Raw genomic sequence first — 26,045 nt, 5'->3', positions numbered from 1 at the left:
ATAAAGAAGCGCCAAATTGCAAAATACTTTTTAGAAAAATACAACATGTTACAGCCACAAATCAAATTAAATGCGAAAAATGAAATTTATGTCCCTGGAGATAAGTCCATATCACATCGGACCGTACTATTTTGTGCACTCTCCCAAGGGAAATCCGAGATTCATGGCTTTTTAGAAGGAGAAGACCCTCTCCACACCTTACGATGTTTTGAATCTATGGGACTTTCTGTCTCATCCCTTGGAAAAGGGAGTTATTCTGTTGTCAGTCCTGGCAAACAAAATCTCAATTCTCCTAAGGGAGTTTTGGATTTTGGGAATGCTGGCACGGGGATTCGACTATCCGCAGGCCTACTGGCAGGCCTTCCTGGGATGAACGCCACACTCACGGGTGACGCCTCCCTTTGCAAACGACCGATGGCAAGGATCATGAATCCTTTGCAAGAGATGGGAGCAAGTGTCATCTCCGTTGAAGGGAATGATCGAGCCCCGCTTCGCATCGAAGGGAAACAATTAAAAGACTATTCTTACGTAAGTCCCATTGCTTCGGCACAAATCAAAAGTGCCCTTGTCCTTGCGGCACTTGCATCGGATATCTCCATTGAGTACAAAGAATCCGAAGTTTCAAGAGACCATACAGAGAATATGATTCGTTTCCTTGGGGGAACGATTACCCACCATTCCTCGGTACATTTTACGGTAAAACCACCATATCATTTCGAAGGAACCAAATATGTAATCCCAGGGGATATTTCCAGCGCGGCCTTTTTTATTGTTTTTGGACTTTGTGTGGGGGGGAGTGAACCCCTTCTCATCAAAAACATTGGTCTCAATCCTTCCAGGATTGGGATCCTCACTGTTTTACAAAACATGGGCGGGAAAATTGAAATTATCGCCAAACGCGTAGAATGTGGTGAAGAGATTGGTGATTTACTCGTTTATCCATCCAAACTCAAACGAACTGTCATTACCGAAGACTTAATCCCTTCCATTATCGATGAAATTCCCATCTTAACGATTGCAGGTCTTTTTTCAGAGGGAGGATTTCAAATTTCCCATGCGGAAGAGCTCCGAGCAAAAGAATCAGACAGAATCCGTTCCATGGTATCCAATTTAGAAAGATTGGGTGTGAAAGTGAAGGAAGTAAATGATGGATATGAATTTGATGAAGTAGGAACCATTCAAAATGCAAAAATTGAAACCTTTATGGACCATCGCATTGCGATGAGTTTTGCGATCCTATCCAAATTATCAGGCGTTTCACTTTCTTTTGACGATACAAGTTGGGTGGATACAAGTTTCCCTGGATTTTTTGAAATTCTAAAGTCTGTTTGAATTGTGATTGGATAAAGTTAGTGGAAATTTGAATTGGTACTCGGCACCTTTCTCTCCATTAAAAGATAGATTACCTTTAAATTGTTTGGTTAACATTTTTACCAAATTCAAACCAAATCCATTGGTTTCTTCATTTGAATCGTTGAGATGAAAACCATTTCCATTGTCACAGATGATGAGATAAAAAATGGAATCGTTTAACCAAGCATTTACACGAATTTCCAATTCGTGTGCAGTGTTTCTTGCATACTTCAAACTATTGGTCAAAAGTTCGTTTGTGATGATTCCAATCGCTTGAAGTTGCTCCGAAGCCATCATGATGTTTTCTACTTTCATTTGTAACTGCACAGGATATGGAAATAAGGAAAGGATTTCATTGGTTAAAGGTACTAGATACTCATACAGGCTTAGTTCCTGGTTTATTTTTCCTGAATACAATTTGTCGTAGAGTAGAGACATTGTTTTGATTCGACTGGTTGCTTCTTTTAGAGAATTTCGTACTTCTTCACTTTCGTTTGCACTTGCTTGTAATTGTAAAAGATTATTGAGAATCGTCATATTGTTTTTGATACGATGATGTACTTCTCTTAGGATCATTTCCTTTTCGGAAAGTAGTGCATTTACCTTTTCTTCTGCGATTTTTCGTTCTGTTACATCATGAATGATCGAAAAAAGCAGAGGGCGGTTGTTGGATTCAATCGGTGTCGAATACACTTCCACCTGTTTGGTTTGCCCATCTGCTAATTTGTGTGTGAAGGTAAAAAAACTTTTGTTTTCCGCAATTGCCAATAATCTTTCTTTTTTTAAATCATCTTGATTCATTACATTGATCGAATCAATGTTCATTTTGATGATTTGTTCATGTGGGAAACCATAAAATAAAACTGCTGCTTCATTGGCATCATAAATGTCGCCTGTGATTGGTTCGATGATGAGGATCATCGAAGAGTTTTTTTCAAAAAAATCCCTGAAACGTTTTTCACTTTCTGTGAGTTTGGAGGAAGTCGTGGATTTATCGATGGCAATGCTCACAAGGTCCGCAGTTTCAGAAATGATAAAGATATCAAATTCACTTGGGCTTGCAATTTGATGATGGTAGATCGCAAAAGTACCAACAACGGTATCTCCATGAGAGCGAATTGGTTCCGACCAACAAGCAAGAAGTCCTACTTTGAGAGCGATCTCCTTGTAGTTTTTCCATAAATGGCTTTTGTTGATGTCCTCGACGATGACTCGTTTTCCTGTGTATGCTGCCGTTCCACAAGAACCAACTTCAGGTCCGATGGTGACTCCTTCGATGGTATCGTTGTAATCTTTAGGTAGGGATGGGGCCGCTCCAATTTTGATTTTGGAATCCTCTATGAGAACAATGGTGCAGACCATCGTAGGATTCAGTGTTTCAATTCCGAATACGATTTCGTTTAAAATTTCTGATAAGGGTTTATTTTTGACAATGAGTTCGAGGATCCCACTTCGGAAACTTTCGAAGTCTGCTATGCGTTCTGGATCTAGATTACGATTTCGAACTTTCACAAAATCCCCACCTTTTGACCATGATCATTACGACGAAAAAAAACATGTCAATATGAATCCATATACAGCCAGTTAGCTTACGTGGAACGCCTGGCGAGAAGTCCCAAGAATTCCTCTAGACAAAGTGAATTCCTCTCGTAGAATTTGGTCATCAAGTTATGAGTTTACAATCGATTGAAAACGTAATCGCCATTGATGGTCCTGCTGGATCTGGGAAAAGTACCCTTGCCCGAATGATTGCCCATAAACTGGGGTTTCATTATTTGGATTCGGGCGCATTTTACCGGGCATTGACCTTTGCCCTCCTGGAAAAATTCAAAGAAACTAAGGAAGACGAATCCAAATTCCCTTTTTATACTGAAAAATTGGCCGATGCCACCCTCCTTGAGAAGGACGAATCCGAATTTGGTTTTTCCGTAGCCGCGATTCCCGTTCATTGTGAACTTTCCTCTACCGGTGAGAATTTGATGTTTCTCGGAGAAAGGGACATAAGCCGAGAAATCCGTGACCCGGAAATCACGAAAAAAATCCGTTACATAGCCCCAAGGCGTGCTTTTCGCGAAATCCTAAACCGCCACATCCGCGAATTTGCCAAAACCCATAGATTGGTCATGGATGGTCGGGACATCGGGACAGAAGTGTTTCCTAAGTCCAAATTTAAATTTTTTCTCACTGCCTCTGTGGAAGTGCGTGCCAAACGCCGATACGATGAACTAGTCACAAAAGGCTTCAAAGCCGACCTAAACCACATCAAAGAAGAAATTGTGGCCAGGGACGAAAGTGACACCACCCGAACTGTGGCCCCCCTGAAGCAAGCTTCGGACGCAATCCTGATTGACACGAGCACCCTCGACACAGAAACTGTCCTAAATACTATCCTGTCCAAGGTTTCACCCTCTGGGCAAATCTAAGTTTTGTATCCCGGTAACCATTGAATTCAACCAACCCATCCTCCCCCAAAAATGAGACCACTTCCTTCGGCGAATTATTAGAGAAGTGGGAATCGCAGTCACAAGCACAAGAACAAGAGAACTCCGCAGGAAAAGGTACCCTGATTGAAGGTACTGTCGTTGATGTCATTGGTGACACTGTTTTCCTTGATATTGGAGAAAAATTAGAAGCTCGTGTTTCTCGTGAAGACTTCTCTGAAACGCCAAAACGCGGTGAGAAAGTCAGTGCGATCATCAAAAAGCGGGTCGACGGGTATTGTGTCCTCTCCAAAAAAGAAGCGGACCAACGTGTTGGTTGGGAAACCATCAAAGACGCAAGTCAAAATGGATACCCACTCTCTGGTAAAATTGTCGGTGAAGTGAAAAACAAGGGATACCTCGTGGAAAGCGAAGGCATCCAATTATTCCTTCCAGCTTCTCATGTAGGGGTCAGGTTCAAGGAATCCACAGAAGGTGGAAAAGAGTTTTCATTTAAAATCATTGAACTCAACGAAAAGACAAGAACCGGTGTGGTGTCTCGAAAAACACTCCTCGACGAAATCAACGGCGAGAAATGGGAAGAACTCCTAGGCAAAGTCAAAGTCGGAGACAAAGTAAACGGAAAAGTGGTGAAGATCGCAAACTTCGGTGTTTTCCTTTCTGTTTATGATGTAGTGGGTCTTCTTCGCCAAAACGATATCTCTTATAAAAAATTTGCTCCTTTCAAACAATACTTCAACATCGGCGCAGAAGTCGAAGTCATCGTACTCGAAGTTGATAAGGAAAATAACAAACTTTCCCTTGGCATCAAACAGTTGTATGAAGATCCTTGGGCTTGGGCAAAGAAAGAACTCGAAAAAGGAATGGTGGTTCGCGGAATCGTGACTTCCCTTACTAATTTTGGTGCTTTCGTAGAACTCAAAGAAGGTTTGGAAGGACTCATCCATACAACAGAACTTTCTTGGGCAAAAAAACCACCTCATCCAAAAGATGTTTTGAAAAAAGGCCAAGAAGTAGATTCTGAAATTTTAGACATTGATTTCGAAGCAAGACGTTTGTCTCTCGGACTCAAACAACTCCTTCCTAACCCATGGGAAGCTCTTTCTGCGAACGTTCGAGCTGGCAACGTGCTCGAAGGGAAAATCACTGGAATCACGAAATACGGTGCTTTCGTAGAAGTAGAAAGTGGAATCGAAGGACTCATTCACATCTCTGATATCACTTGGGATGAAAAAGAAAAGAACCCATTAAACCTCTTAAAAAAAGGCCAATCGGTTCAATACAAAATCCTCGATGTGAACTTAGATGCACAACGCATTAGTTGTGGACTCAAACAACTTTCGGAACACCCATACGAAGCACTTCGCAAAAAATACCCACCGGGTACACTTGTGGAAGGTCGTGTGAAGTCGATTGTTAGTTTCGGTGTTTTCGTAGAAGTAGAACCAGGTTACGAAGGACTTGTTCATATCTCTGAAATCCCAGACGGTCGTAATATCAAGTTAGAAGACCTTTACAAAGTGGGCGATTCCGTTCGCACCGTAGTTGTGAAGATTGAACCGAATAATAAAAAGATCTCCCTCTCGATCAAAGACTTTGATAAAGCCGTTGAGAGAGAAGAGATGGCAAAATACATGAAGGAAGACAACCAACCTTCACGTGAATCCATCGGATCTTTTATGAATTTAAACCAAAACCGATAGGTCTATGGATAAGTTTCATAAAAAGAACATCATCGAACAAAAAAAACAAGCGGAACTCATCCAAAAGGATGAGTTCGCTGATTTTGAAGGTTCAAAGGCCGAACTCGCTTTTTTAAAGTTCACACATTTTTTAGCAAAGAATCGTAAGGCTGTTTTTATCAGTCTTACTTCCGCTATTATTGTGTTAGCTTGTGTGATTGGGTTTTTTGAATACAGACAATACTTGTTTGAAAAAGAGACCGTAACTTTAGAAGACCTTAAACTCACTCACCAAAAAGCAAATGTAAGTTTGGATGCACAGATCCAAAGTTTGGAAGTATTTTTACAGAACCAAAGTACGGGTCGAATGGAACTTCGAGTTTGGAAAGATCTTTCCAAACTGAATGCAGAAAAAGGTGATTTTGGAAAGGCCGCGACTTATTTAGAAGATGCTGCAAAAAAAATTGATACTCCGAAAGAAATCAAAGCACTTTATTTTTACATTGCGGGCAATTACCGCGAACGTGAAAAAAACAATGCCAAATCTTTGGAAAATTATAAAATTGCGGCATCAGTGATAGAACCTGCTCGTGAATTGAATGGGTTTAAAGCATGGTCGTACTACCAAGCAGGTCGATTGTCGTATCTCACAGGAGATAAATCTTCTGCGAAACAATACCTTGAAAAAGCAGTCAAACTTGATGGGGCAGAATCTGGGGAAGATGTAAAACTCCTTAGCAGTTATTTACTCCTCAAACTCGGTAAAAACTAACCTATGTTAACTTTGGCTCTTCCGAAAGGTAGGCTTGCCGAAGAAACAGCACTTCTTTTGTTATCCAAAGGGTGGCTTAAAAATTTGCCATCCGAGGGTTCCAAAGAACTCACCTATGTCTCTGAAGACAAACGTATCCGCCTTTTATTTGTTAGATCCCAAGATGTTTGTACTTATGTAGAAGAAGCTGCCGCCGATGTTGGAATTGTGGGTTGGGACATCATCAGAGAAGGGGGATTTGACCTCATTGCACCTGTGGATTTAAAACTCGGAGCATGTAGGCTCTCCCTTGCATCCTTCCCTGACTTTGACCTGTTTGCCAAACGTTCCAAAGTACGCGTGGCGACCAAATACCCGAACCTGACTCGGGAGTATTTTTTTTCCAAGGGCATTTCTTGTGAAATCATCAAACTTTATGGTTCCATTGAACTGGCTCCCATCGTTGGACTTTCCGATTGTATTGTGGACTTAGTTTCGACTGGTGGTACCCTAAAAGCCAATGGTTTGAAAGAATTTGAGTCCATTTTGTTTAGTACAGCCCGTTTGGTCAGCAATCGCTCCTCTTTTTATCACAAACACGCCGAATTACGGTCTCTTATCGAGAGCCTAGAAAATTAAAATATTGTTTTCACATTGGATTTCCAAAACATAGTAAAAACCAGTTATAATTCCATAGAGGATAGCCATGGCAGTCCCAAAGAGACGTAAATCAAAATCGAAAGTTAGAACCAAAAGAGCCCATCACGCGATTGGCAAACCTAACTTAAACCCGTGTTCCAATTGTGGATCATTTGTTCTGTCCCACCGTGTTTGCCCTTATTGCGGTTTTTATAAGGGAAAACTCGTAGTCGCTCAAAAAGTTAAAAAAACGACCGAAGATAACTAACCGTCATGTGGGTCGCCGTGGACGCGATGAGCGGAGATTACGGCCCTGAAGGTATCGTCGAGGGCGCGGTGCTGGCAGTACGAGAATTCGGACTGTCTGTTTCGCTCGTTGGCGATGAACAAGAGTTACTTGATATCCTGTTAAAATTCGATTATGACACAGAAAAGATCCGTGTCATACATTCTACCGAGATCATCGGGATGAATGATTCTCCTTCCATAGCAGTCCGCGCTATGGAGGATTCTTCCGTAGTCAAAGCAGTTCGTTTGGTAGCAGACAAAGAATGTATCGGTGTGTTTTCTCCGGGAAACACTGGCGCTACTATGGCCGCCGCATTGTTACATCTTGGCCGCCTACCAGGAGTTTTACGACCTCCAATTGCTGCCCCGATTCCAAGAGAAGAGGGACCACCTGTAATCTTGTTAGATGCTGGTGCCAATGTTGACTGCAAACCCGAATACTTAGCACAGTTTGCCATTATGGGTGAAATCTATTCACGTGAACTTTTTGGTGTCAAAAATCCAAAGGTAGGCATTCTTTCCAATGGAGAAGAAGACAAAAAAGGCAATACAGTCTCTGTCAAAACCTTTGATCTCTTAAAAAAAATCCCCTTTAACTTTGTAGGAAATGTGGAAGGCCGCGATTTATACGGCAGTGGCCGAGATGTGGACGTTGTCGTTTGTGATGGTTTTATTGGAAACATTGTCTTAAAAGCCACAGAAGGCCTAGCCAAATCTATTTTTAATGTCTTACGAAATTCCATCAGACAATCCAGTCTTGCCCAAACAGGTGCTCTTCTCCTCAAATCAACCTTCACTGCTGTTAAAAAACGATTAGATTATGCTGAATACGGTGGAGCATTATTACTCGGTGTCGAAGGGATTTGTATGATCGGACATGGATCTTCCAATGCATTGGCAGTTAAAAATGCTGTCCGAGTGATTTCAGAATGTGCCAAACACCAAATCAACGAAAGAATACGAGAAAGACTTGGAGAATACAAAACGATTCTTGGAGATTCAAACTGAATGAAGGCATTGGATTTGAAATCTGCGGATGATTCAGGTGTTTGGAATTGGATAAATGATTGCTGTTACGCGTAATTTATCTTGTCATGAATGGTTGTTATTCTTTGCCGCATAGCACTTGATATGTGGTATTACGTTTTGTTTGCACATACCGAGTAGAAGTTTTATTTTATTTGTTTAGTAAATTGTTTAGGAATTAGAAAAAAAGAGGATACAAAAATGATCAGTTTAACAGGGAAAACGGCCATCGTTACCGGTGGTGCAAGAGGAATTGGAAAGGCAACTTGTTTGAAACTTGCTTCTCTTGGCGCAAACATTGTCGTAGCGGACATGAACCCAGAAGCAACCAATGCAACTGCGGAAGAACTAAAGTCCAAGGGTTACAAAGCAATCGCCGTTGTTGCCAACGTATCCGTGGAAGAAGATGCTCAAAAACTCATCGATACAGCAAAAAAAGAATTTGGATCTGTTGATATTCTTGTGAATAACGCAGGGATCACTCGTGACACTCTCCTCATGAGAATGAAAAAAGAGCAGTGGGATGCAGTGATTGCCGTGAACCTAACAGGAACCTACCTTTGCACGCAAGCGGCAATCAAAGTGATGATGAAACAAGAAAACGGTGGATCCATCATTAACTTGTCTTCTATCTCTGGTGAAAATGGTAATATCGGCCAAACAAACTACTCTGCTTCTAAAGCAGGTGTGATTGGTTTTACTAAAGCGGTAGCTCTTGAAATGGCTTCTAGAAAAGTTCGTTGTAATGCGATCGCTCCTGGTTTTATCGCAACTGAAATGACAGAAGCAATCCCAGAGAATATTAGACACGGTATGGTCCAAGCCATTCCATTAAAACGCGCAGGTCTTCCTGAAGACATCGCAAACGGAATCGCATTCCTTGCGTCTGATGCATCTTCTTTTATCACAGGACATATCCTTGATATCAATGGCGGTGGATTTTTACCAGGTGGCGGCCATTAAGATTTAGAAATTAATCCACCGCTCCAATTGTAGTGGTGATGGACTGGCCTAAAAGGTTACCACCTTATGGCCAGGTGAAGATAAAGAATCCCCTGATTTCGATTCTTCGAGATGAGGGGATTTAATTCTTTCTGCCAAGTTTGGATTGGTAAGAGAAAGCCCTTGGAATCTCCATTGTATAAGCAATTCCTTCTGTTTCTTTAGTAAAAAAATCCAAAGTTTCTAATTCAGAAATGACTTCGTTTAACATTCTTTTCGGAATTAATAAATTTGCAGAATCTCTTGCTGGGTTATATAAACTGTTCTCCTCGTCTAACTTGATCAGACGGTCTTGGGAGATTGTGGCCCCTGAAATTCCAAGTTTAGAAAGTTTCATGAGCACTTTTTCCACAGAACCTTCTTTTGCATTGAGGTGAATGTTTACACCTTCGAAATAACTGCGTTTTCTTGCGCCCTTTCGGAAATTTGTAAACTGTCTTCTCCAATCAATGTTTCCGTATAAATGATCTAAGGCAGAAATTACTTGTTCCATACTAGCCGCTTGTTTTGGTCCATCCAAACTAATCTTTGTATTGATAAGGCCTCGTTTGATCGGGTATTCAAAGATGAAACCTTTTCCGGGTAAATCGAGTTTACCTGCTTCGATGATAAAGTCTAGCGCATGTTCTGCGTCGGAAGAATGAACAATTAATTTAACAATTTCCTTTTCTTTAGGGATGGTAATTCGCAAAAGTCCCAAACGGTCTCTAAGACCTCTTCCTACACCATAAGTGATGGTTGGAACTGCCACACCGTTTTCCAAAATGTAGTGTGACATGGTATCAGCGGCTCCTCTTTGGATGATACAAAAGATACCTGTGAGTCCAGTAAAACCTAATGGCTTTGTTTTGATTGGATTTTTGTAGATTAAGTTTTCTGCGATTGGACAAAAAATAGAAATTTCTTCAGTGTAAATCGAACCATGACCGGGAACGGTTAGGTCAGCTGCTTCGATGATTTGATTGAATAAAAAGTCTTCTGATTTTTTATCCGTGAGTACTTGGAAAATAACAACAGGCAAATTATACAACTGCGCACTGGAATATAGGTTTAAAAGAAATATATGGTTTCTTTTGAGGATAGGATACCTTCCTAGTTCATGAGAAAAATAAGGAACCCTTAAATTGGTAAAAACTTTTTGAACCTCATCGGCGAGATCTTTATGAACAACGACTGTAAGTCTAATGGCTGGGCAATGATTCATTTTTCTTCTGCCTCAATATTTGATAATGATTGTCTTCGAGATCTTTCCATCCACAATCCCATAACGAGTACTGTGAGTACTGGGAAGATGGCAGCGGAAGAAAGAATTCCAAATCCATCTACGATATTCAATTGGTTTCCAATTCCAAGTCCAAGAACAATGATTAGAGGAACGGTAATGGGGCCTGTTGTTACACCCGCACTATCCCAAGCTATGTCAATGAATTCGGGTTTACTGAGTAAAGTAAGGAACACGAGAAAAATATAAGAAGGTAGAAGGATGTATAAAAGTGGAATCTCTAAAAATATTTTTAAGATTCCCAGTAAGGTTCCGAGTCCAACTCCAATCCCTACCGCTTGGATGAGAACCATCTTTTTCACGGTCCCCACAGTCACTTCTTCCACACTATTTGCGAGTGCGCTTAGCGCTGGTTCTGCGAGTGTGGCGCTATATCCTAATAAAAAAGCAAATAGAAGTGCAACAAAATATCCTAAAAGGTTATCTTCTTTTCCAAAAAGTGGACCATGAATTGGCACATAACTATAAATTTCTGATTCAGAATCATAGTTTTTTTCTCTGAAGGGGATTTGTGAAAATGACTTTTTATCTTTTAAATAAAAGAAATCCTCTGTATTTCCATTTTCATCTGTGGCAGTGAAAACAATTTTGGGATTAAAATTTCTGATCTCTTTTGTAGAATCGGTGAGTTCGATGGAACGAAATGAAGACGGAAGTTTGTTTCCCACCTGACTTCCTAGTTTACTAAGTCCAAAAAAGATTCCAAAGTTAAAAATGGCTAACCCCAAAAAGACAAATAAAATTCCCAGATACAGTTCATCTGTGAATGGCAAACTTTCTCTTAATACAATATATAAAAAAAGGATCAAACATCCTGCTAAGGGAATGATGGCTTGGAGGGAACCGGAAAAACTTTCTAAAATTCCTTCCATTATTTTTACTAATTTGTTATGAATGGATAGTTGAGAATTATGTTCTTTTTCACTCATTCCAAATAGAGTTTCTGGATTTTTTTCACCAAACATCAGTTTGGATTGTTCCAGAGTGATCCCTGAACTAAAAAATTTATCTTTTGGCATTGGTTGGGGTAACTTTGGTGCAAAGTAAAGGCCAACAACAAATACACTTAAGATAGGAAATAGAGATGCCAGTGTCACCACACCAAAACCCGTCGTTGTATCACTTGTGCGTGATGCTTTCGATACACCAAGTCCTAATGCCACAATTAAGGGGACGGTAAGAGAGCCAGTGGCCACCACTCCTGAATCCCAGGCAAGTCCAGAAATCAACCTTAAGTTGTCGTTGTTGAAGGAATATACCGTGATTAAAATTAGAATGATAAGGCTTGGTATCAAAAACTTTGATAAAGAAATTCCGTAAATGATTCGGATGATTCCAAAAACGATAGAGAATCCAACACCGATAGCGATGCTAAGAAAAAGTACATCCGCACCTTCATTTAATAAATGAAATAATAAGGGGGCATCCCAAGGATTCACTGCGGAACCACTTTGTTTTAATACAGAAATGGCAGGTTCTGCGAGTGTTGCGACAATTCCTACAAACAAACAGAAAACCATAATCATTAGTAAGTTTACTTTTTGCGGAAGTCGTAACCCGATTGTTTCACCCAGTGGCATGATGCCTAAATACAAACCTTCCATAAAAAAAGTTAGGCCCATGATGACGGCAAAAATTCCGAATGAAATGATTCCTGCTTCTTTGATTGGGATTCTGAGTACAATGAGTTGAAATAATACTAAGTAAGAAACAACCCAAACGACTGATTTTGTTTGTTCCCAAAGTTTTTTTCGAAAGTAGGGAAGTATGAGCGTAAATGCTTCTTTAAATCCTATATGAATGGACTCTTCTTTTTCGTTCCTTGCCATTATGACAAACTGTCAGACAAAAACATTTTTGCAAAGGGATTTTAAAAAGCAAAAAGAATGTCTCCCGGCAGATGCCAGGAGACGAAGTGTGCAAACTGGGAAAGAGATTAGTACTTATAAGCCTTATCTTCTTGAATGAATTTTTTTGTGGTGGTTGCCGTTAGATTGACATTGGGACGTACAACATGTGTAGCGTTGTTATACCATAGGAAGTTTGATACACTCGTGTTATCAGTTCTCCATTTAAAATCGGTTGGTATTTGGTTGATGGATGATGTTCCATGTCCTGCGACAAGTGCTGTCCATTCCACAAGAGAACCATCATAATACACTGTTGGGTATCCGAGAATATTCAAAGAGGCAAATCCATTGACTTGTGCTTCGAAATTGGTTCGGCATTGACTAACTATTGTAGCTCCCGGCGTGTAAACAGCTCTTGTTGTATTAAACAGTGTTTTAAGTGCAGCTTTATCCAGATATTCATATCCATCTGCATTATCTTTTAGTAGATCAGACCAAGGAAATGTTTTTGAGGATTTGATACTTCCTTCGAAAGGCACAAAAGTTTGGTTCCCTGCTGATGCGGAAGGTGCACCGGACGATTGGTAGGAAGTTGTGATATAAGCTTGGCTCGCAGGATTCGCAACAAGTAAATTTCTCGGCACATTCAATCCATCTGCTGATCCATCATATTGAGTCGCTGGTCTTGCATCGATAATTTGTTGTTTAGCAGTGAGACCAGAGAGATTTGCATTTCCTCCAGTTTTTGCAATCTCATATATATCCTCAAGGCCCAAGGTAAGAACCGTATTATCGACTCGCAGTTGTTTTACGGAGAATCCACCGTTTCGTTCTAAGTTGATACCGGAACGACTTGTCGAAAGTGGGATTCCAGCACCAGTTGCTTTTTTGTTTAGGTTCCCATTGAGTATCGCGAGGTTTTTGATTTCAGCCCCCCAATAACGTAACCAATAAACGCCACGAGTGATATCTTGGACAGCACCGGCCCCTACAGCTTTGCCAGGATAGGCACCACCAGAAATTCCATTTCCAGTACCTACCGCAAATACAACTAAGTCTTTTGAGAGATTAATTCCAAAGGTTTTTAGCCAATCATCCACAAACTGACCATTTGCTTGATAACGGACAGAGTTTGTAAATAAGCCGGTATCTCTTGTTTGGTTGAATCGAAAACCACCACTTGGTAAATCTGCCGGTTTATAATCGTCAAGTAAGTATACATAGACACCTTGACCAGGATTTTCTGCTACGTATGCGGAAGCAGCCCCGCCAGCAACACGATTCGCATCATCCGTTTGTAAGATGATGAGGTTTCCTGTGATATGACTTGGTTTGTTTGCGGGCCAATTTGTGACAAATCGAGCCAAGGTCTGCGGGGTGATGAGTCCCCAATTGTTCTGGTTGTAATCATCGGCCGATTCGTTCACCAGATCAGTGGCAGAATTGACTTTGATTTGGTTTGCGGCCAAGTAAAGCAGAGCGGCTAGTAAAGTGTTTTTGTCTTCTTTCTTTTCGACACAGGAAACCGAGAAGGAAAGTAGGAGGAAAGCAGTCAGTGTTTGGATCCATTTTTGAATCATGGAGTTCTCCTTTATTTTTTTCTTAGAGTTGACTTTGGTGTTCCTGGTTAGGAAGGGAAGCTTCTTCTGTTATAATGGAATATAAATCTGCTAAAATGGATCAAAGGCTTGGAAATCGGACCAGGATTTTGGAAATTACCTGGATGCAGGGCCCTTCTGTTCTCTTTTCTCAGCAAATCGATCGATTTCAATTCAGATTAATTCAGGTTAGGTGATGTTAGAATGATGTCAAAGGTTTCAAGAGGAAAATAATCTATTTAGACTTGCCAAAAATTTCGACAATTTCATTTTAAAAAAACGCTAGGCGTACATATATACCTAGCGGAAAACGATTTAACACTTGCCCCACTGTTCACAGTGGCCTGGAGGATATAAAATGGCAGATTTCGAAAAAATAAAGTCAATCATCGTAGAACAACTTGGTGTTGATGAATCAGAAGTAACACCTGAAGCTCACTTCATCAATGATCTTGGTGCTGACTCTCTTGATACAGTTGAACTAGTTATGGCTCTTGAAGAAGAGTTTGGTGTGGAAATTTCTGATGAAGACGCAGAAAAAATCCAAACCGTAGGCGATGTAATTAAATTCATCGATAAACTTAAGGGGTAATTCCCAATCCAAAAACCGGGTTCCCCGAATAGAGGAACCCGGATCTTTTTCCCTTGTCCCACTCCATTCGCATCAAACTCACTCCCGAAAGAATCACCTCTCTCCAAGAACTACAATCCATCACAGATACAAGTTTTAAGGATATTTCTCTCCTCCACCTAGCTTTTGTTCATAGGTCCTTTGCCAATGAGGATTCGGATCGTTATCTTTCTGATAATGAACGATTGGAATTTTTAGGAGACTCCGTCCTTGGCATATTGGCCGCAGAATACCTTTACAAATCGCTCCCTAAGGGCAAGGAAGGGATCCTTGCGAAACTCAAGAGCAAAATGGTCTCAGCACCCGCCATTGCCAAACTGGCACGTTTCTATCGATTCCCTGATTTTTTACTTTTGGGAAAAGGAGAAAAAGAAAAGGGGGAAGCCAATTTGAACTTACAGGCTGATTGTTTTGAAGCTTTTCTTGGTGCCTTGTATCTCGACCAAGGGCTAAACAGTTGTCGGATATTTCTCACACCCCATTTCCAAACCATGGAGAAAGGTGTAGAATCGGCGGAAGAGACAAAAGATTATAAAACCATTTTGCAGGAATATTGCCAAAAAAAATGGAAAAAATTGCCTGAATATATTCTCTTGAAAGAAGAGGGACCAGACCACGACAAAGATTTTTCTGTATCCGTTTCTTGTGAAAATTACTTTCAATCGAATGGCGATGGGAAAAATAAACGGAGAGCAGAACAAATGGCTGCGAAAGCTGCCCTTCGAATTTTGAAATTATTATGATCGATTTTTTATTAAAATCAAAATCTATGCGAGTCCGAGTGGCCGCTCTCATCCAAGATCCCAAGGGAAAAATTTTACTCGTCCAACAACAGAAAAAACAATCTGGGTATTGGTTACTTCCAGGTGGTGGGATCGAATTTGGTGAATCAGGCGAAGAGGCACTCAAACGAGAACTAAAAGAAGAATTGTCTCTAGAAGTGAGTCACTCTGAATTTTTATTATTAAACGAATCCATTGATCCAAACCAAAAAAGGCATTTGATCCAAATTGTATTTTTAACCAAGGTAAAAGAATTATTGCCAGTTCTGAATGCGAAAGAAAAAGCAATCTCCGGTTTTGGTTATTTTACACCCAAAGAGATTTTGGAGATGGATCTAAGGCCTGACATAAAACATTACTTTCGGGCTAAAAGCACAAATAAACCTCGATATATTTCAAGCCCATGGGTGAATGAACCATGAAGTTATCAGAACGAAAAGTTGTAGGCTCGGGTTTTGTTTACCCCGTAGAATTACATGAAGACTTTGTTGGTCTTTCTGAAAAACTTGGATCACTCAAAAAAATCTCCCATGCATTCGTTCTCACCAGTCGCGAAATTGCAGGCATCTACGAAAAATATTTAATCAAAGAATTAAAAGCCAGTTCCATCCCGTTTTCTTTTATCTATTTAAAGGCGGGTGAAAAAAACAAACACATTGACCGCGTCAAAAAAGTATACCACCAACTCATCGAAGCAGATGCAGATCGAAATGCTGTCATCATTGCATTTGGCGGTGGAGTGGTTGGCGACTTTGCAGGATTCATCGCGGCTACTTACCAAAGGGGAATTCGATTCATCCAAGTGCCAACAACCTTACTTGCTTGTGTGGATTCGTCTGTAGGTGGAAAGGTTGCTGTGAATGTAGATTCAGGCAAAAATATGGTGGGTGCTTTTTACCAACCTGAATTTGTTTTTGCACCTCTCTTTACTCTTTCAACATTACCAAAAAAAGAGTGGAGTTGTGGTCTTGCAGAAGTCGCCAAACATTCGTTTTTGGATGGAGGGGATTTTTTTGAAAGAATTTCTAATTCCAAACGTGCCGATTTTTATGAAAAATCAGAGACTCTCCGTTATGCGATCGAAGAATCAGTGCGTGTCAAATCATCCATTGTGTCGCAAGATGAAAAGGAGTCCGGTTTACGTGCTGTTCTCAATTTAGGTCATACGACAGGACACGCGATCGAATCACTCACCTTATACAAAAAATACTCTCATGGGGAAGCAGTTTCTGTAGGTCTTGTTACCGCGTTGTTATTATCCAAAGAAATATTAGGTTTTTCGGATTCCAATTTCCAAAAAGCAATTTCTCTTATGTTACAATTAGAGTTGCCAACAGTTCTAGAAGAAAAACCAGAATTAGTTTTGAAACACATGGAACATGACAAAAAAAAGGATGGGAATACCTTGAAGTTTGTCCTACTGGAAGATTTTGGTAAACCAAAGTTTGGAGTAACAGTGGAACGAAAAACCATTTTGGAAATCTTAAAACGCCACAAAGGAATGAACCTCAATGGGTAGTGGAAGTTTAAAAGAATTTTATTTAGATCTTAATCCTTTAACTCTTCTCAGAAGTTCGAATCGGGAATTTGCTGAGACGCTGATACTTTTTGCCTATATGGTTGTCTTTGCTGTGATTTGTTACAAAATCACAATGTTTCTTGTAGAGAGAGTCAAACCTGCGATAGATCCCGTTCACGAATACAACCGAAGAAAAGTTGCAAGGATGGGATTTATTCTCGTTTTTGGAATTGCTTACCTCCCCGTTATTTTTTCTAGTTTATCGTTACTTCCCACAGTTCTTGGTCTTGCAGGAGCTGGTATTGTCATTTCACTCAAAGAAGTATGGCTCAACATGGTGGGTTGGTTTATGATCATGGGTGCTAACGGTTTTAAAGTGGGAGACAGGATTGAAATTGAGAACATCAAAGGAGATGTTGTCAATATTGGATTTTTTAAATTTACCTTACTTGAAATTGCACCAGATCCGAGGTTTGAACAATCCACAAACAGACTCATTCATTTTCCAAACTATAACATCGTCCTGCATCGATTTTTTATTGTTTCAGAAACTATGGATTTTGTTTGGGATGAGTTCCGAATCTATTTAGATTTAAAATCAAACTGGCAAAAAGCAGAAAAGATTTGTACTCAAATATTACATGAAGAATTGGTACTCGCACCTGAACTTGTAGAATCAAAAATCAGAGAAATGTCAAAAAACTATCTTGTGAGACTTGGAAAAACAACACCAATCGTTTATACTTCTTTGGAACCAGAAGGTACAATTCTTATGTGTTTACGTTATCTAACGCCCATCCGATCGAAACGTCTCAATCGTATCTTAATCTCAAAAGAAATTTTAACTAAATTCAAAGAAGAAAATGACATCTACATCCACACCCATTAAAGACAATTCCTTTTGGATTTTTATCTCTCTCCTAGCAGTTGTTTTACTGTCTGGTGTTGTATTTGGTCCCTGCAAGGGAAGTGTGGAAAGACCATCTACTGTCCCTAAAGATGCAAGTTTCGAAAAAAAAACAAATCATTATTCGATGATTGGAGACGGGTACCTTCGTGAATGGTACGAGAATGGAAATCTGGTCACAATAGTTCCGGTGAATTCATTGAGCCAACCCAATGGATTGGGTAAAAAATTAAATTATCTTGCAGGGAATACCATTATGGAAGGAAAGATGGTAAACGGGGAAAGAGATGGGCTTTGGAAATTTTATTTTTCTGACGGAAAAATTTATATAGAACAGAATTACAAAGTAGGATACCGAAAAAAACAGATATGGATCCAAAGCCCTGAAATTGGCAATGAAAATGGAGCCTACATTCGTTACTATCGTACGGGGCGTTTGAATGAAAAAGGATTTTTTGATGGAGGACTACGAACTGGTGATTGGGTGAGATATTATCCCGATACAAAAGTAGAAGCAAAAGGTAGTTATGCGGAAGACAAAAAAGTAGGAGAGTGGTTTTATTACTATCCTACTGGCGTAAAAGAAGCTACTGAATTGTATTCGGAATCTGGCGAGTTACTCTCACGAAATACATATTACCCGAATGGGAAAAGTTGGTGTGTCGTGAAAAAAGACAAAACTCCAGAATGTAATTAAGGATTGTCGACCACTCAATCAAAAATCAAGGAAACGAAAGAGAATTGGTTGGAATCAATCATTCTCTTCCATGGTTTTTCTTCTCAAAACTCAGTCGTTTTCCCAAACAAACCTAAACTGTTCTGAATCACATCGATATTAAAGAGTAATAAACTAAATAAAAACGTGACAAACAAGATGATGAGTATCGTACTAAAAATGGACATGAACCCATTCCGTAAGAATCGATACTGCAAATAAGCAAAACTGACGGATAAATTTTGCCAGTTTGGATTTTTTGCCTCACCACCTACCTTGTTATAATTAAAAATATAAAAAACAGATAATAAACTGATCAAAAAGAAGATAAAATAACTAAATTCGCTCACATAGTGCTTTTGTAGAAGGAATAACGGAATATAAATCAAATTCCCAATCAAAATTCCAATCAGGATGATGACGAGAACATGGAAAATCGGTGCAAAGTAGGTTCCCGTTTTCGTATTACTTGGAGATCGGCCTTCTTCTTCTAAAGAAGAAGAAAATTGTAAGGATTGGAATCCTTCGTAGCTTTCTTTATCTTTAATAATGGTTCTGTATGCAAGAATCGTTATGATATATGTAAAAACTAAAAATACAAAATAAAAATAGGAAAAGATATCCTTTTGTACCATTAGATTCAATTGGAAAAAAATCTTTGGTAATAAAACCACAAGCGATACAGGATACAATACATGTGCCATTGATTTATGAAACCAAGCTCGCGTTACATAAGTGACAGCAGTCGAAAAGTTAAGGAAAAGATAAAAGAATAATAATCCAAGTAACAACTTTTGACCGATGAGCACACGTTTGACGCTGTCTTTTGTCTCTTCCATCTCTGTATCAATTGGCAGTTCTTTTGATTCTAATTCGATCAAAAATGATTCTAAGTAGGAGATCCTTCCCATAATCCCATTCTCAGCGATCACTTGTGGTTTCATTGTTTGTAGACTTGTTTCCGAATTTTCGGAACTGATAAAGTCGGGAAATTGGACTGTGTAATCCACAAACAAAGAGTGAAGAACAACCAGTGCAATGAAGAGAGGGGAAAGGATTGGTAATTTTTTTTTGAATTGAGTCATTTAGTTTAGAGAATTACAAAGATTGTCATCATCCCAATGGCAAGCACCACTAACATGATGATATAAGGCATCAAATGGAAACTTTCATCGGCCGACAGATTTGGATTTTGTTTGGCTTTTGTGATTTTTGCCGTAGGTGAGGCAACCGAGTTCATGATATTTGCAGCACCCGCATTACTATCAGTGGTTTTGATTTTGACTGAGTTTTCTTCTTCGATGATTTTGCCATAAATCTGTTCATTGATTTTGATCACCACTTCCGAAAAATTTTTGTTATTCGAAATGTTCACAATTTTTGCAGGAATTTGTTTGATGGCACCTGATTCTTCTTTGAGTTCCAAAGTATTGATGATGGAATCTGTGACTGCATCCCCTGGTACGAGTCGTATGTATACATTATCACCTGCTTTTAGTTCCACAAGGGGGATTCCATTGACAGGCGAAAGTTGGAACTTAAACTGAACAATTTGTTTATCGGCTGGGATGAGAAATCCAGATGCTTGCGGGACCGGGGTTACGGGAGGGGCTTCCTTTTTGGCAATTTCCTCTTCGTCCACTGTGGTCTTTGTCATGTCATTCGGATCAATCAGTTCAAAATGGATTTCCACTTTGGGTTCTGAATTCCCTGCTGTCCGTTTGTGGATTTCGCTGAAGACAAAGTCCAAACGGTCGGTCAAGTTGTGGTCCATATAATGTAAAATTTCTTCTAAAAAACTCTCTGAACCAAACTTCGTTTTGATGAGTTCTTGTAGGGACTTCGTGATGTTTTTTTGTTGTTCCCCTTTGTAGATCACACGTTGCATTCGGTTGTAAAAGTCTTGGAATGTCGAACGAACAGGCAAAAGCGAAAGGGGACTTGAGCACGAAACTCCCTCATATTTCACCGATTTGATTTCAACCGGGTCGATGATGGCAGAAACCATGGTGTACACCATATTGGCTTCGTCTCGTAGATTGACTTTGACAGAATAATAGTTTGGTGTTTCAGGCATAAGGTTCTTTTTTGACAGTATCCATCTTTCAGAGAAAGCTGTCAAAAAGATTAGGTCATCATGGGAATCGTCTCTTTAATCACAATCCGTTACATCCGAGGGTCCCGCGTATTGGGTTTCCTCTCTATCAAATCCAGACTATCGTTTATCGTGATGGCTGTGGGAGTGGGACTTCTTGTTGTGGTTTTGTCCATTTTTAATGGATTCCAAAAACAAGTGAAAGAATCCCTTTGGCAGGGTGGGCCTCATATCACAATCGAAAACTCCTATGGATCAGGGGCCATCTACGATTATGAGACTGTGATCGCCCATTTGAAGTCTGATCCGAAACTTGCTGAATCCTTTGTTTCGGTGGAAGGTAATATCACAAGCCACGGCCTCATCCAGAGCAATAATAACTTCAACCCTATCATGATCCGAGCTGTGCCCATTGATTCGATTGAAAAATTAGTGGAAAATGGCCTCCCGAACTTCCCTCGGATCTTACAGTACAACCGAGATGAAATTTCTTCGATCAATTCTAAAAAGATGGTCGTAGTGGGAAAAGAAATGAGTGCCATTTATGGGTATGGGATTGGTCGGGAGATCACCATGGCAGTGCCTGGTGGACGGTTTACTGTAGAACGTGGTGTCCAAGTCAATGTGCAATCCTTTCGATTGGTTGGCCTCTTTAAAACTGGTTATTATAATTACGATTCCAAGTTTGTGTTTTTATCGCTTCCTCAGGCCCAAGAGTTTTTTAAGATGAAAGGTGCTGTGAACCAAATTGCCATCAAGGTTCGATCGCTCGATGATCTGAAACTCACCAAACATCGAATTTTATCTCGTTTGAATGAGGAGAACTGGAACCAAAAGATCCAAGATGATACGTCATGGTCAGTGCGAACCATTGCCGAAGAACAAGAGAATTTTCTTGCGGCCCTTCGTTTGGAAAAAACCATCATCTCCATCATTGTCTTTTTGTTCATCGTCCTTGCGGCCCTTGGGATGGTAGCAACGGTTCACTCTCTCATTCGTGCCAAACGTAGGTCGATTGGAACGTTGAAAGCTCTGGGACTTGCTTCCAATGATATCCTCCTTATCTTTACCTTAAACGCGATGATTGTCGGAATTTTATCTTCTCTTGTTGGTGGTATGACGGGGATCTTTATCGCCACCAAATTGGAAGTCATCATCAACGCCATCTCTGAGATCATCAATGGAGTGGGGAGTCTCTTAAATCCTGGAGATTGGGATCCCGTGGAACTGGTTCCCAAAGACATTTATTATTTTGATCATATCCCTGTGGATATTGATATTTCCTTTATCTTTATGGTAACAACTGCTGCTACCATTCTCTCTGGCCTTGCAGGTTATTTCCCAGCTCGAATGGCCGCCAATCTAAACCCAGTGGATACGATTCGCAATGACTAATTCTGAAATCAAACCAACAGTCTCCGTAAGGCAGCTTGAAAAGTATTACCAAGTCGTCGACAAAAGGTATCATATCATATCAGGGCTCGACTTTGAAGTGTTACCCGGTGAAATCGTTTCGGTGGAAGGTGCCTCGGGCGTTGGGAAATCAACACTCCTGAATATCTTAGGTGCCATGGATTCGTTTGACGATGGTGAGGTGGAAGTTTGCGGAGTTTCTTTAAAGAATCTAAATGAAAAACAAAGAGAAAGTTTTCGTGCTGAAAAAATTTCCTTTATTTTCCAACAACATTTACTACTCCCCGATTTTACCGCGTTGGAAAATGTAATGATGCCACTTCTCATCGCAAGGATGAACCCATCGCTTGCCAAATCACAAGCGATTGAAATCCTAAAAAAAGTAGGACTTGGGGAACGTACGGAAAGTTTTCCTTCCCAACTCTCTGGTGGAGAAAGTGCTCGTGTGGGTGTGGCACGTGCCCTTGTGGGAAGAAGGCAACTCATCCTTGCTGATGAACCAACTGGTAACCTTGACCGAGACAATTCCAGGCATCTGATGGATCTGATCAAAGAATTGCAGAATGAGTTCAAATTTTCTCTCATTCTTGTGACCCATGACTTGGAACTTGCTTCCATGGCTCACAAACGAAATCGAATCGTATCCGGTAAGCTATCGCCCGTTAGTCTGTGATGTTTTGCCGTTTCTGTGGGACCACCCTGTTCCAGTTTCGGATCTCTGGTAAATTTGGGTGCGAACATTGTATCACACAATTTTCGTATCCAAGACTTCCAATCAAAAAATGGATCCCTTCTTCTCTACTCGAGGAGATACAATTGGCCCTTCAAAAAAAACATTCCAAAATCCATTTCCTTTCTTACCGGACTCGGATCACACGTAACCTTTCTCATTCCGTATTTCCCTTTTATGATTCTAAGGAAAAGGAAGTGAAACGAATGTTAGTCGAAAATGGGTTTTTGGAATTTTTACATGCGAATGAAAATCCAGATCCAATTTATCGTTTGTATTTGGGTAGTGAAGACCATTTGCGTTTCGAAATTTTGGAAACGATCGATGTGATGGATGATCAGATTCCCAAACAAAAGCGAGAGTTTTCAAAAAAATTTCCAAAAGAAGTTCGATCTCTCCTTCGCTTTTTGTACCAAAAAAAAAATTGGGCGTTTTCACGAGGGATTGGTTTCCTTTCCTCTTGCCCAACCAATTTGGGAAAGGGGAGGCGAGATTCCCTCCTCATTGGCATTGAATCAGGAGTGGATCCTAGCTTCTTTTCACTTTTTGAGAAACTTTCTGAATTTGGTATAGAATTTGCTCCTTCCACCGATCATAGAAGAGAGTCACTCGGAAATTTCCGAGGACTTGTCGTAAAAATCTCGTGGAAGAACGCATTCGCGGTCCAAAAACGTCAGTTTTACAAAATTCTTGGTTTACGAGGCTCCCTTTGACCCAGTACGGTCAAGATGGGAACAAGGACGTTCGTCTAATTACTAAAGGCAGGGTGCGGCATGTTGGAATTCACCAAAAGAGCAAAAAGAGTCATCAACGAAATCGCCCAAGATGAGGCTAAACGTTTAGGTTCCGATTTTATCGGTCCTGAACACATTCTACTTGGGCTTCTCCGGGAGGAGGACTCTGTCGCGATTAAGATTCTCACGAATCTAAACATCAATTTAAACGAACTCCGTAAAGAAGTGGAGAAACGTACCCGCGAGGGTTCGGGTGCTTTGTTACTCGATGTCAGCCAAGGGCAAGACAAGTACCAAAAAATGATCGAAGTTTCCAAAGAAGAGGCAAAACGCCTCAAACATAACTATGTGGGAACCGAGCACATTCTCCTCGCATTACTTCGTGATAATAATAATATAGCGGGAGGATCTTTATCTTCCTTTAGCGTAAATTATAATGTCATCAAATCGGAAATTTTACGTCTGTTAGGCGCACCTCCTTCAGGAGCTGTGGGTGGTTCCACTGGGACCCAGTCCACAGGCCAAAGCCAATCACAAACGGCAGCACCAAGACAAGAAAAAAGTAAAACTCCGATCCTTGATGAATTTGCACGAGACCTCACACAATTGGCACGTGAGAAAAAATTGGACCCAGTCATTGGGCGCTCAAAAGAAATCGAACGTGTGATCCAAATTTTATCGAGAAAAACCAAAAACAACCCGGTTCTCGTCGGAGAATCAGGTGTTGGGAAAACGGCGATCGTGGAAGGCCTTGCGCAAGCTGTGATCGAAAAATTGGTCCCAGATTTACTTTTCGATAAACGAGTGTTATCTTTAGATTTGGCAAGCCTCATTGCAGGTACCAAATACCGTGGTGAGTTTGAAGAACGATTGAAAAAAATCATGAAAGAAATCGTCACTTCCCAAAACATCATCATCTTCATTGATGAGTTGCACACTCTGATTGGGGCTGGGGCCGCAGAAGGGGCAGTGGATGCCGCAAACATTTTAAAACCGGCACTCGCACGTGGCGAACTCCAATGCATTGGAGCAACAACGAATAACGAATATCGTAAATACATCGAAAAAGATTCTGCATTGGAACGAAGGTTCCAAATGGTGAAGGTACTCGAACCTTCCGTTGACGATGCGGTTCTTATTTTGGATGGATTGAAAAAAGCATACGAATCCCACCATAAGGTGCGTTATTCGGAAAAAGCCATCGAACAGGCAGTCAAACTTTCACACCGTTATATCAACGACAGGTTTTTACCAGACAAAGCAATTGATATCATCGATGAAGCAGGAGCCAAAGCAAGACTTGCCAATTGCCAACGACCAAATGAAATCAAAGAGATCGAAGAAGAGATCAAATCGTTATCTCTGAAAAAAGAAGATTTGGTTCGTAGCCAAGAGTATGAAAAAGCGGCCGCTGTTCGCGATGAAGTGAATCGTAAAAAAGGTGAATTGGAAGAAAAAACCAAACAATGGCAAGAGAGAATGGAAGGGTATGCCGTTTCCATCGAGGAAGAAGACATCCTTTCTGTTGTCAGTCTTTGGACGGGAATTCCATTGAAAAAAATGGAACAATCCGAAAACACAAAACTTCTTAATTTGGAAGAAGACATCAAATCTCGAATTGTTGGGCAAACCGAAGCGATTGAAAAAGTGGCACGTGCCGTCAGACGCTCTCGCACTGGTCTCAAAAGTGAAAAACGACCTACTGGATCGTTTATTTTCCTTGGACCAACTGGTGTGGGAAAAACGGAACTTGCAAAAGCCCTCGCGGAACAATTGTTCGGTTCGGAAGACAATATGCTTCGTATCGATATGTCGGAATACATGGAGCCACATGCGGTATCAAGACTGATTGGAGCTCCTCCTGGTTATGTAGGGTATGATGATGGTGGCCAACTCACAGAATTTGTGAGAAGAAAACCATACAGTTTGGTTTTACTTGATGAGATCGAAAAAGCCCACCATGATTTGTTTAATATCCTTTTGCAAATTATGGAAGAGGGGAATTTAACCGATACGAAAGGTCGTAAGGTCAACTTCCGAGATACCATCATCATCATGACATCCAATATTGCCGCGAAGGAAATATCCAAAGGTGGAAGATTGGGTTTTGAAGATTTTGCAGACGAAAGGGAAGCTTATAAGGCTGAACAGGCAAGAGAACAACTTAAAAAACATTTTAATCCTGAGTTTTTAAACCGTGTGGATGAAGTGGTTTACTTTGCTCCTCTCAAAAAAGAAGAAATCGTTAGCATTGTGGATATCATGTTAAAAGATTTTAACAAACGTTTGACGGAGAAAAAAGTATTCGTGGAACTCACATTCGCTGCAAAAGAACATTTTGCTACGATTGGATACGACCAAAACTACGGAGCCCGACCACTCCGACGTGTGTTCCAAAGAGAATTGGAAGATTATATGGCGGTTCAGTCTCTCAAAGGTGTTTATGAAAACCCTACTAAAATTTTGGTAGATATGGCAGAAGGAAAACTTGTGTATTCCGAATCAGCTTGGGAAGATTACAAAGAAGTTCCTAAAAAAGACGATGGATCTTCGCCAAACACTGAGGAAAAAGACTTAGCCCTCGTATAAGGGTTTTTAGGAAGGCGA

24 protein-coding genes are annotated in these 26,045 nt (G+C 40.4%); 18 read left to right on the top strand and 6 right to left on the bottom strand.

What is annotated here, in order from left to right; all coding sequences use genetic code 11:
• Nucleotides 1-45 precede the first annotated feature (45 nt).
• Nucleotides 46-1,332 carry a 3-phosphoshikimate 1-carboxyvinyltransferase gene (gene aroA / locus LEPBI_RS12780; RefSeq protein ID WP_012389537.1) on the top strand — a complete coding sequence of 429 codons (1,287 nt, stop codon included), beginning with the start codon at nucleotides 46-48 and terminating at the stop codon, nucleotides 1,330-1,332.
• Here aroA and LEPBI_RS12775 read toward each other — a convergent pair.
• Entirely contained in the window at nucleotides 1,318-2,865 is a 1,548-nt protein-coding gene (locus tag LEPBI_RS12775; RefSeq protein WP_012389536.1) for a histidine kinase dimerization/phosphoacceptor domain -containing protein, read from the bottom strand. The two genes, aroA and LEPBI_RS12775, sit on opposite strands and share 15 nt — an antisense overlap.
• Before the next feature lie 158 nt (nucleotides 2,866-3,023).
• Between LEPBI_RS12775 and cmk the strand changes: the two genes are divergently transcribed.
• The 7 genes from cmk (at nucleotide 3,024) to fabG (ending at nucleotide 9,143) form a co-directional block, all read left to right on the top strand.
• Complete coding sequence (gene cmk, locus LEPBI_RS12770) at nucleotides 3,024-3,776, top strand: (d)CMP kinase (protein WP_012389535.1); 753 nt, start codon at nucleotides 3,024-3,026, stop codon at nucleotides 3,774-3,776.
• Nucleotides 3,777-3,796: 20 nt separating this feature from the next.
• Nucleotides 3,797-5,497 (top strand): 30S ribosomal protein S1, encoded by a 1,701-nt coding sequence (locus LEPBI_RS12765; protein WP_012389534.1) that lies wholly within the window; start codon nucleotides 3,797-3,799, stop codon nucleotides 5,495-5,497.
• Nucleotides 5,498-5,501: 4 nt separating this feature from the next.
• Complete coding sequence (locus LEPBI_RS12760) at nucleotides 5,502-6,248, top strand: tetratricopeptide repeat protein (RefSeq protein ID WP_012389533.1); 747 nt, start codon at nucleotides 5,502-5,504, stop codon at nucleotides 6,246-6,248.
• Nucleotides 6,249-6,251: 3 nt separating this feature from the next.
• Nucleotides 6,252-6,866 carry an ATP phosphoribosyltransferase gene (gene hisG, locus LEPBI_RS12755; protein WP_012389532.1) on the top strand — a complete coding sequence of 205 codons (615 nt, stop codon included), beginning with the start codon at nucleotides 6,252-6,254 and terminating at the stop codon, nucleotides 6,864-6,866.
• Between the two features lie 67 nt (nucleotides 6,867-6,933).
• Nucleotides 6,934-7,134, top strand: coding sequence for a 50S ribosomal protein L32 (rpmF, locus tag LEPBI_RS18950; protein WP_015679024.1), 201 nt, complete (start codon nucleotides 6,934-6,936; stop codon nucleotides 7,132-7,134).
• Between the two features lie 5 nt (nucleotides 7,135-7,139).
• Complete coding sequence (gene plsX / locus LEPBI_RS12750; protein ID WP_012389531.1) at nucleotides 7,140-8,162, top strand: phosphate acyltransferase PlsX; 1,023 nt, start codon at nucleotides 7,140-7,142, stop codon at nucleotides 8,160-8,162.
• 219 nt (nucleotides 8,163-8,381) lie between these two features.
• Entirely contained in the window at nucleotides 8,382-9,143 is a 762-nt protein-coding gene (gene fabG, locus LEPBI_RS12745; protein WP_012389530.1) for a 3-oxoacyl-ACP reductase FabG, read from the top strand.
• 121 nt (nucleotides 9,144-9,264) lie between these two features.
• Here the strand turns inward: fabG and LEPBI_RS12740 are convergent, their stop codons facing one another.
• The 3 genes from LEPBI_RS12740 to LEPBI_RS12730 form a co-directional block, all read right to left on the bottom strand.
• Nucleotides 9,265-10,386 (bottom strand): P-II family nitrogen regulator, encoded by a 1,122-nt coding sequence (locus tag LEPBI_RS12740; protein WP_012389529.1) that lies wholly within the window; start codon nucleotides 10,384-10,386, stop codon nucleotides 9,265-9,267.
• On the bottom strand, nucleotides 10,383-12,293 hold the full coding sequence (locus LEPBI_RS12735) for a DUF1538 domain-containing protein (protein ID WP_012389528.1): 1,911 nt from the start codon (nucleotides 12,291-12,293) through the stop codon (nucleotides 10,383-10,385). The genes LEPBI_RS12740 and LEPBI_RS12735 overlap by 4 nt, the downstream gene beginning before the upstream one ends.
• Before the next feature lie 107 nt (nucleotides 12,294-12,400).
• On the bottom strand, nucleotides 12,401-13,894 hold the full coding sequence (locus LEPBI_RS12730) for a sulfurtransferase (protein WP_012389527.1): 1,494 nt from the start codon (nucleotides 13,892-13,894) through the stop codon (nucleotides 12,401-12,403).
• A 376-nt stretch (nucleotides 13,895-14,270) separates the two neighbouring features.
• Between LEPBI_RS12730 and acpP the strand changes: the two genes are divergently transcribed.
• Genes acpP through LEPBI_RS12700 form a run of 6 tightly spaced genes read left to right on the top strand, consistent with a single transcriptional unit; the run spans nucleotide 14,271 to nucleotide 18,448 of the window.
• Entirely contained in the window at nucleotides 14,271-14,504 is a 234-nt protein-coding gene (gene acpP / locus LEPBI_RS12725; RefSeq protein WP_002974954.1) for an acyl carrier protein, read from the top strand.
• A gap of 53 nt (nucleotides 14,505-14,557) precedes the next feature.
• The gene (gene rnc / locus LEPBI_RS12720) at nucleotides 14,558-15,286 is read left to right on the top strand and encodes a ribonuclease III (RefSeq protein WP_012389526.1); all 729 of its coding nucleotides are present in this window, start codon (nucleotides 14,558-14,560) and stop codon (nucleotides 15,284-15,286) included.
• A complete protein-coding gene (locus LEPBI_RS12715; protein WP_012389525.1) occupies nucleotides 15,283-15,747 on the top strand; it encodes an NUDIX hydrolase in 465 nt (154 codons plus the stop codon). The genes rnc and LEPBI_RS12715 overlap by 4 nt, the downstream gene beginning before the upstream one ends.
• Nucleotides 15,744-16,844: a 3-dehydroquinate synthase gene (gene aroB, locus LEPBI_RS12710; RefSeq protein ID WP_012389524.1), complete on the top strand. Its 1,101-nt coding sequence runs from the start codon at nucleotides 15,744-15,746 to the stop codon at nucleotides 16,842-16,844. Before LEPBI_RS12715 ends, aroB begins: the two co-directional genes overlap by 4 nt.
• Nucleotides 16,837-17,733, top strand: coding sequence for a mechanosensitive ion channel family protein (locus tag LEPBI_RS12705; protein WP_012389523.1), 897 nt, complete (start codon nucleotides 16,837-16,839; stop codon nucleotides 17,731-17,733). Before aroB ends, LEPBI_RS12705 begins: the two co-directional genes overlap by 8 nt.
• A complete protein-coding gene (locus LEPBI_RS12700; RefSeq protein WP_012476378.1) occupies nucleotides 17,708-18,448 on the top strand; it encodes a toxin-antitoxin system YwqK family antitoxin in 741 nt (246 codons plus the stop codon). Before LEPBI_RS12705 ends, LEPBI_RS12700 begins: the two co-directional genes overlap by 26 nt.
• Nucleotides 18,449-18,531: 83 nt before the next feature.
• Here LEPBI_RS12700 and LEPBI_RS12695 read toward each other — a convergent pair whose 3' ends face one another.
• Together LEPBI_RS12695 and LEPBI_RS12690 are read right to left on the bottom strand one after the other, a co-directional pair.
• Nucleotides 18,532-19,551: an LIC_10230 family protein gene (locus tag LEPBI_RS12695; protein ID WP_012389521.1), complete on the bottom strand. Its 1,020-nt coding sequence runs from the start codon at nucleotides 19,549-19,551 to the stop codon at nucleotides 18,532-18,534.
• Between the two features lie 5 nt (nucleotides 19,552-19,556).
• The gene (locus LEPBI_RS12690) at nucleotides 19,557-20,543 is read right to left on the bottom strand and encodes a hypothetical protein (protein WP_012389520.1); all 987 of its coding nucleotides are present in this window, start codon (nucleotides 20,541-20,543) and stop codon (nucleotides 19,557-19,559) included.
• A gap of 60 nt (nucleotides 20,544-20,603) precedes the next feature.
• Between LEPBI_RS12690 and LEPBI_RS12685 the strand changes: the two genes are divergently transcribed.
• The 4 genes from LEPBI_RS12685 to LEPBI_RS12670 all read left to right on the top strand — a co-directional run bounded on the left by LEPBI_RS12685 (nucleotide 20,604) and on the right by LEPBI_RS12670 (nucleotide 26,027).
• On the top strand, nucleotides 20,604-21,956 hold the full coding sequence (locus LEPBI_RS12685) for an ABC transporter permease (protein ID WP_012389519.1): 1,353 nt from the start codon (nucleotides 20,604-20,606) through the stop codon (nucleotides 21,954-21,956).
• The gene (locus LEPBI_RS12680; protein WP_012389518.1) at nucleotides 21,949-22,647 is read left to right on the top strand and encodes an ABC transporter ATP-binding protein; all 699 of its coding nucleotides are present in this window, start codon (nucleotides 21,949-21,951) and stop codon (nucleotides 22,645-22,647) included. The genes LEPBI_RS12685 and LEPBI_RS12680 overlap by 8 nt, the downstream gene beginning before the upstream one ends.
• Nucleotides 22,648-22,790: 143 nt before the next feature.
• A complete protein-coding gene (locus tag LEPBI_RS12675; RefSeq protein ID WP_338033413.1) occupies nucleotides 22,791-23,417 on the top strand; it encodes an ATP--guanido phosphotransferase in 627 nt (208 codons plus the stop codon).
• Between the two features lie 60 nt (nucleotides 23,418-23,477).
• Nucleotides 23,478-26,027 carry an ATP-dependent Clp protease ATP-binding subunit gene (locus LEPBI_RS12670; RefSeq protein WP_012389516.1) on the top strand — a complete coding sequence of 850 codons (2,550 nt, stop codon included), beginning with the start codon at nucleotides 23,478-23,480 and terminating at the stop codon, nucleotides 26,025-26,027.
• Nucleotides 26,028-26,045: the final 18 nt, after the last annotated feature.

The sequence above is a fragment of the Leptospira biflexa serovar Patoc strain 'Patoc 1 (Paris)' genome (assembly GCF_000017685.1).
Classification (GTDB): domain Bacteria; phylum Spirochaetota; class Leptospiria; order Leptospirales; family Leptospiraceae; genus Leptospira_A; species Leptospira_A biflexa.
This window is presented reverse-complemented; position numbering and strand designations above follow the sequence as displayed.

Excerpts from the sequence above, each read along its gene's own strand:
- hisG (WP_012389532.1), top strand. The coding sequence starts at position 6,252 with ATGTTAACTTTGGCTCTTCCGAAAGGTAGGCTTGCCGAAGAAACAGCA.
- rpmF (WP_015679024.1), top strand. The coding sequence starts at position 6,934 with ATGGCAGTCCCAAAGAGACGTAAATCAAAATCGAAAGTTAGAACCAAA.
- LEPBI_RS12730 (WP_012389527.1), bottom strand. The coding sequence starts at position 13,894 with ATGATTCAAAAATGGATCCAAACACTGACTGCTTTCCTCCTACTTTCC.
- LEPBI_RS12685 (WP_012389519.1), top strand. The coding sequence starts at position 20,604 with ATGGGAATCGTCTCTTTAATCACAATCCGTTACATCCGAGGGTCCCGC.
- LEPBI_RS12735 (WP_012389528.1), bottom strand. The coding sequence starts at position 12,293 with ATGGCAAGGAACGAAAAAGAAGAGTCCATTCATATAGGATTTAAAGAA.
- LEPBI_RS12680 (WP_012389518.1), top strand. The coding sequence starts at position 21,949 with ATGACTAATTCTGAAATCAAACCAACAGTCTCCGTAAGGCAGCTTGAA.
- LEPBI_RS12760 (WP_012389533.1), top strand. The coding sequence starts at position 5,502 with ATGGATAAGTTTCATAAAAAGAACATCATCGAACAAAAAAAACAAGCG.
- LEPBI_RS12695 (WP_012389521.1), bottom strand. The coding sequence starts at position 19,551 with ATGACTCAATTCAAAAAAAAATTACCAATCCTTTCCCCTCTCTTCATT.
- LEPBI_RS12740 (WP_012389529.1), bottom strand. The coding sequence starts at position 10,386 with ATGAATCATTGCCCAGCCATTAGACTTACAGTCGTTGTTCATAAAGAT.
- LEPBI_RS12690 (WP_012389520.1), bottom strand. The coding sequence starts at position 20,543 with ATGCCTGAAACACCAAACTATTATTCTGTCAAAGTCAATCTACGAGAC.
- fabG (WP_012389530.1), top strand. The coding sequence starts at position 8,382 with ATGATCAGTTTAACAGGGAAAACGGCCATCGTTACCGGTGGTGCAAGA.
- cmk (WP_012389535.1), top strand. The coding sequence starts at position 3,024 with ATGAGTTTACAATCGATTGAAAACGTAATCGCCATTGATGGTCCTGCT.
- LEPBI_RS12670 (WP_012389516.1), top strand. The coding sequence starts at position 23,478 with ATGTTGGAATTCACCAAAAGAGCAAAAAGAGTCATCAACGAAATCGCC.
- plsX (WP_012389531.1), top strand. The coding sequence starts at position 7,140 with ATGTGGGTCGCCGTGGACGCGATGAGCGGAGATTACGGCCCTGAAGGT.
- aroA (WP_012389537.1), top strand. The coding sequence starts at position 46 with ATGTTACAGCCACAAATCAAATTAAATGCGAAAAATGAAATTTATGTC.
- LEPBI_RS12715 (WP_012389525.1), top strand. The coding sequence starts at position 15,283 with ATGATCGATTTTTTATTAAAATCAAAATCTATGCGAGTCCGAGTGGCC.
- LEPBI_RS12705 (WP_012389523.1), top strand. The coding sequence starts at position 16,837 with ATGGGTAGTGGAAGTTTAAAAGAATTTTATTTAGATCTTAATCCTTTA.
- LEPBI_RS12700 (WP_012476378.1), top strand. The coding sequence starts at position 17,708 with ATGACATCTACATCCACACCCATTAAAGACAATTCCTTTTGGATTTTT.
- acpP (WP_002974954.1), top strand. The coding sequence starts at position 14,271 with ATGGCAGATTTCGAAAAAATAAAGTCAATCATCGTAGAACAACTTGGT.
- aroB (WP_012389524.1), top strand. The coding sequence starts at position 15,744 with ATGAAGTTATCAGAACGAAAAGTTGTAGGCTCGGGTTTTGTTTACCCC.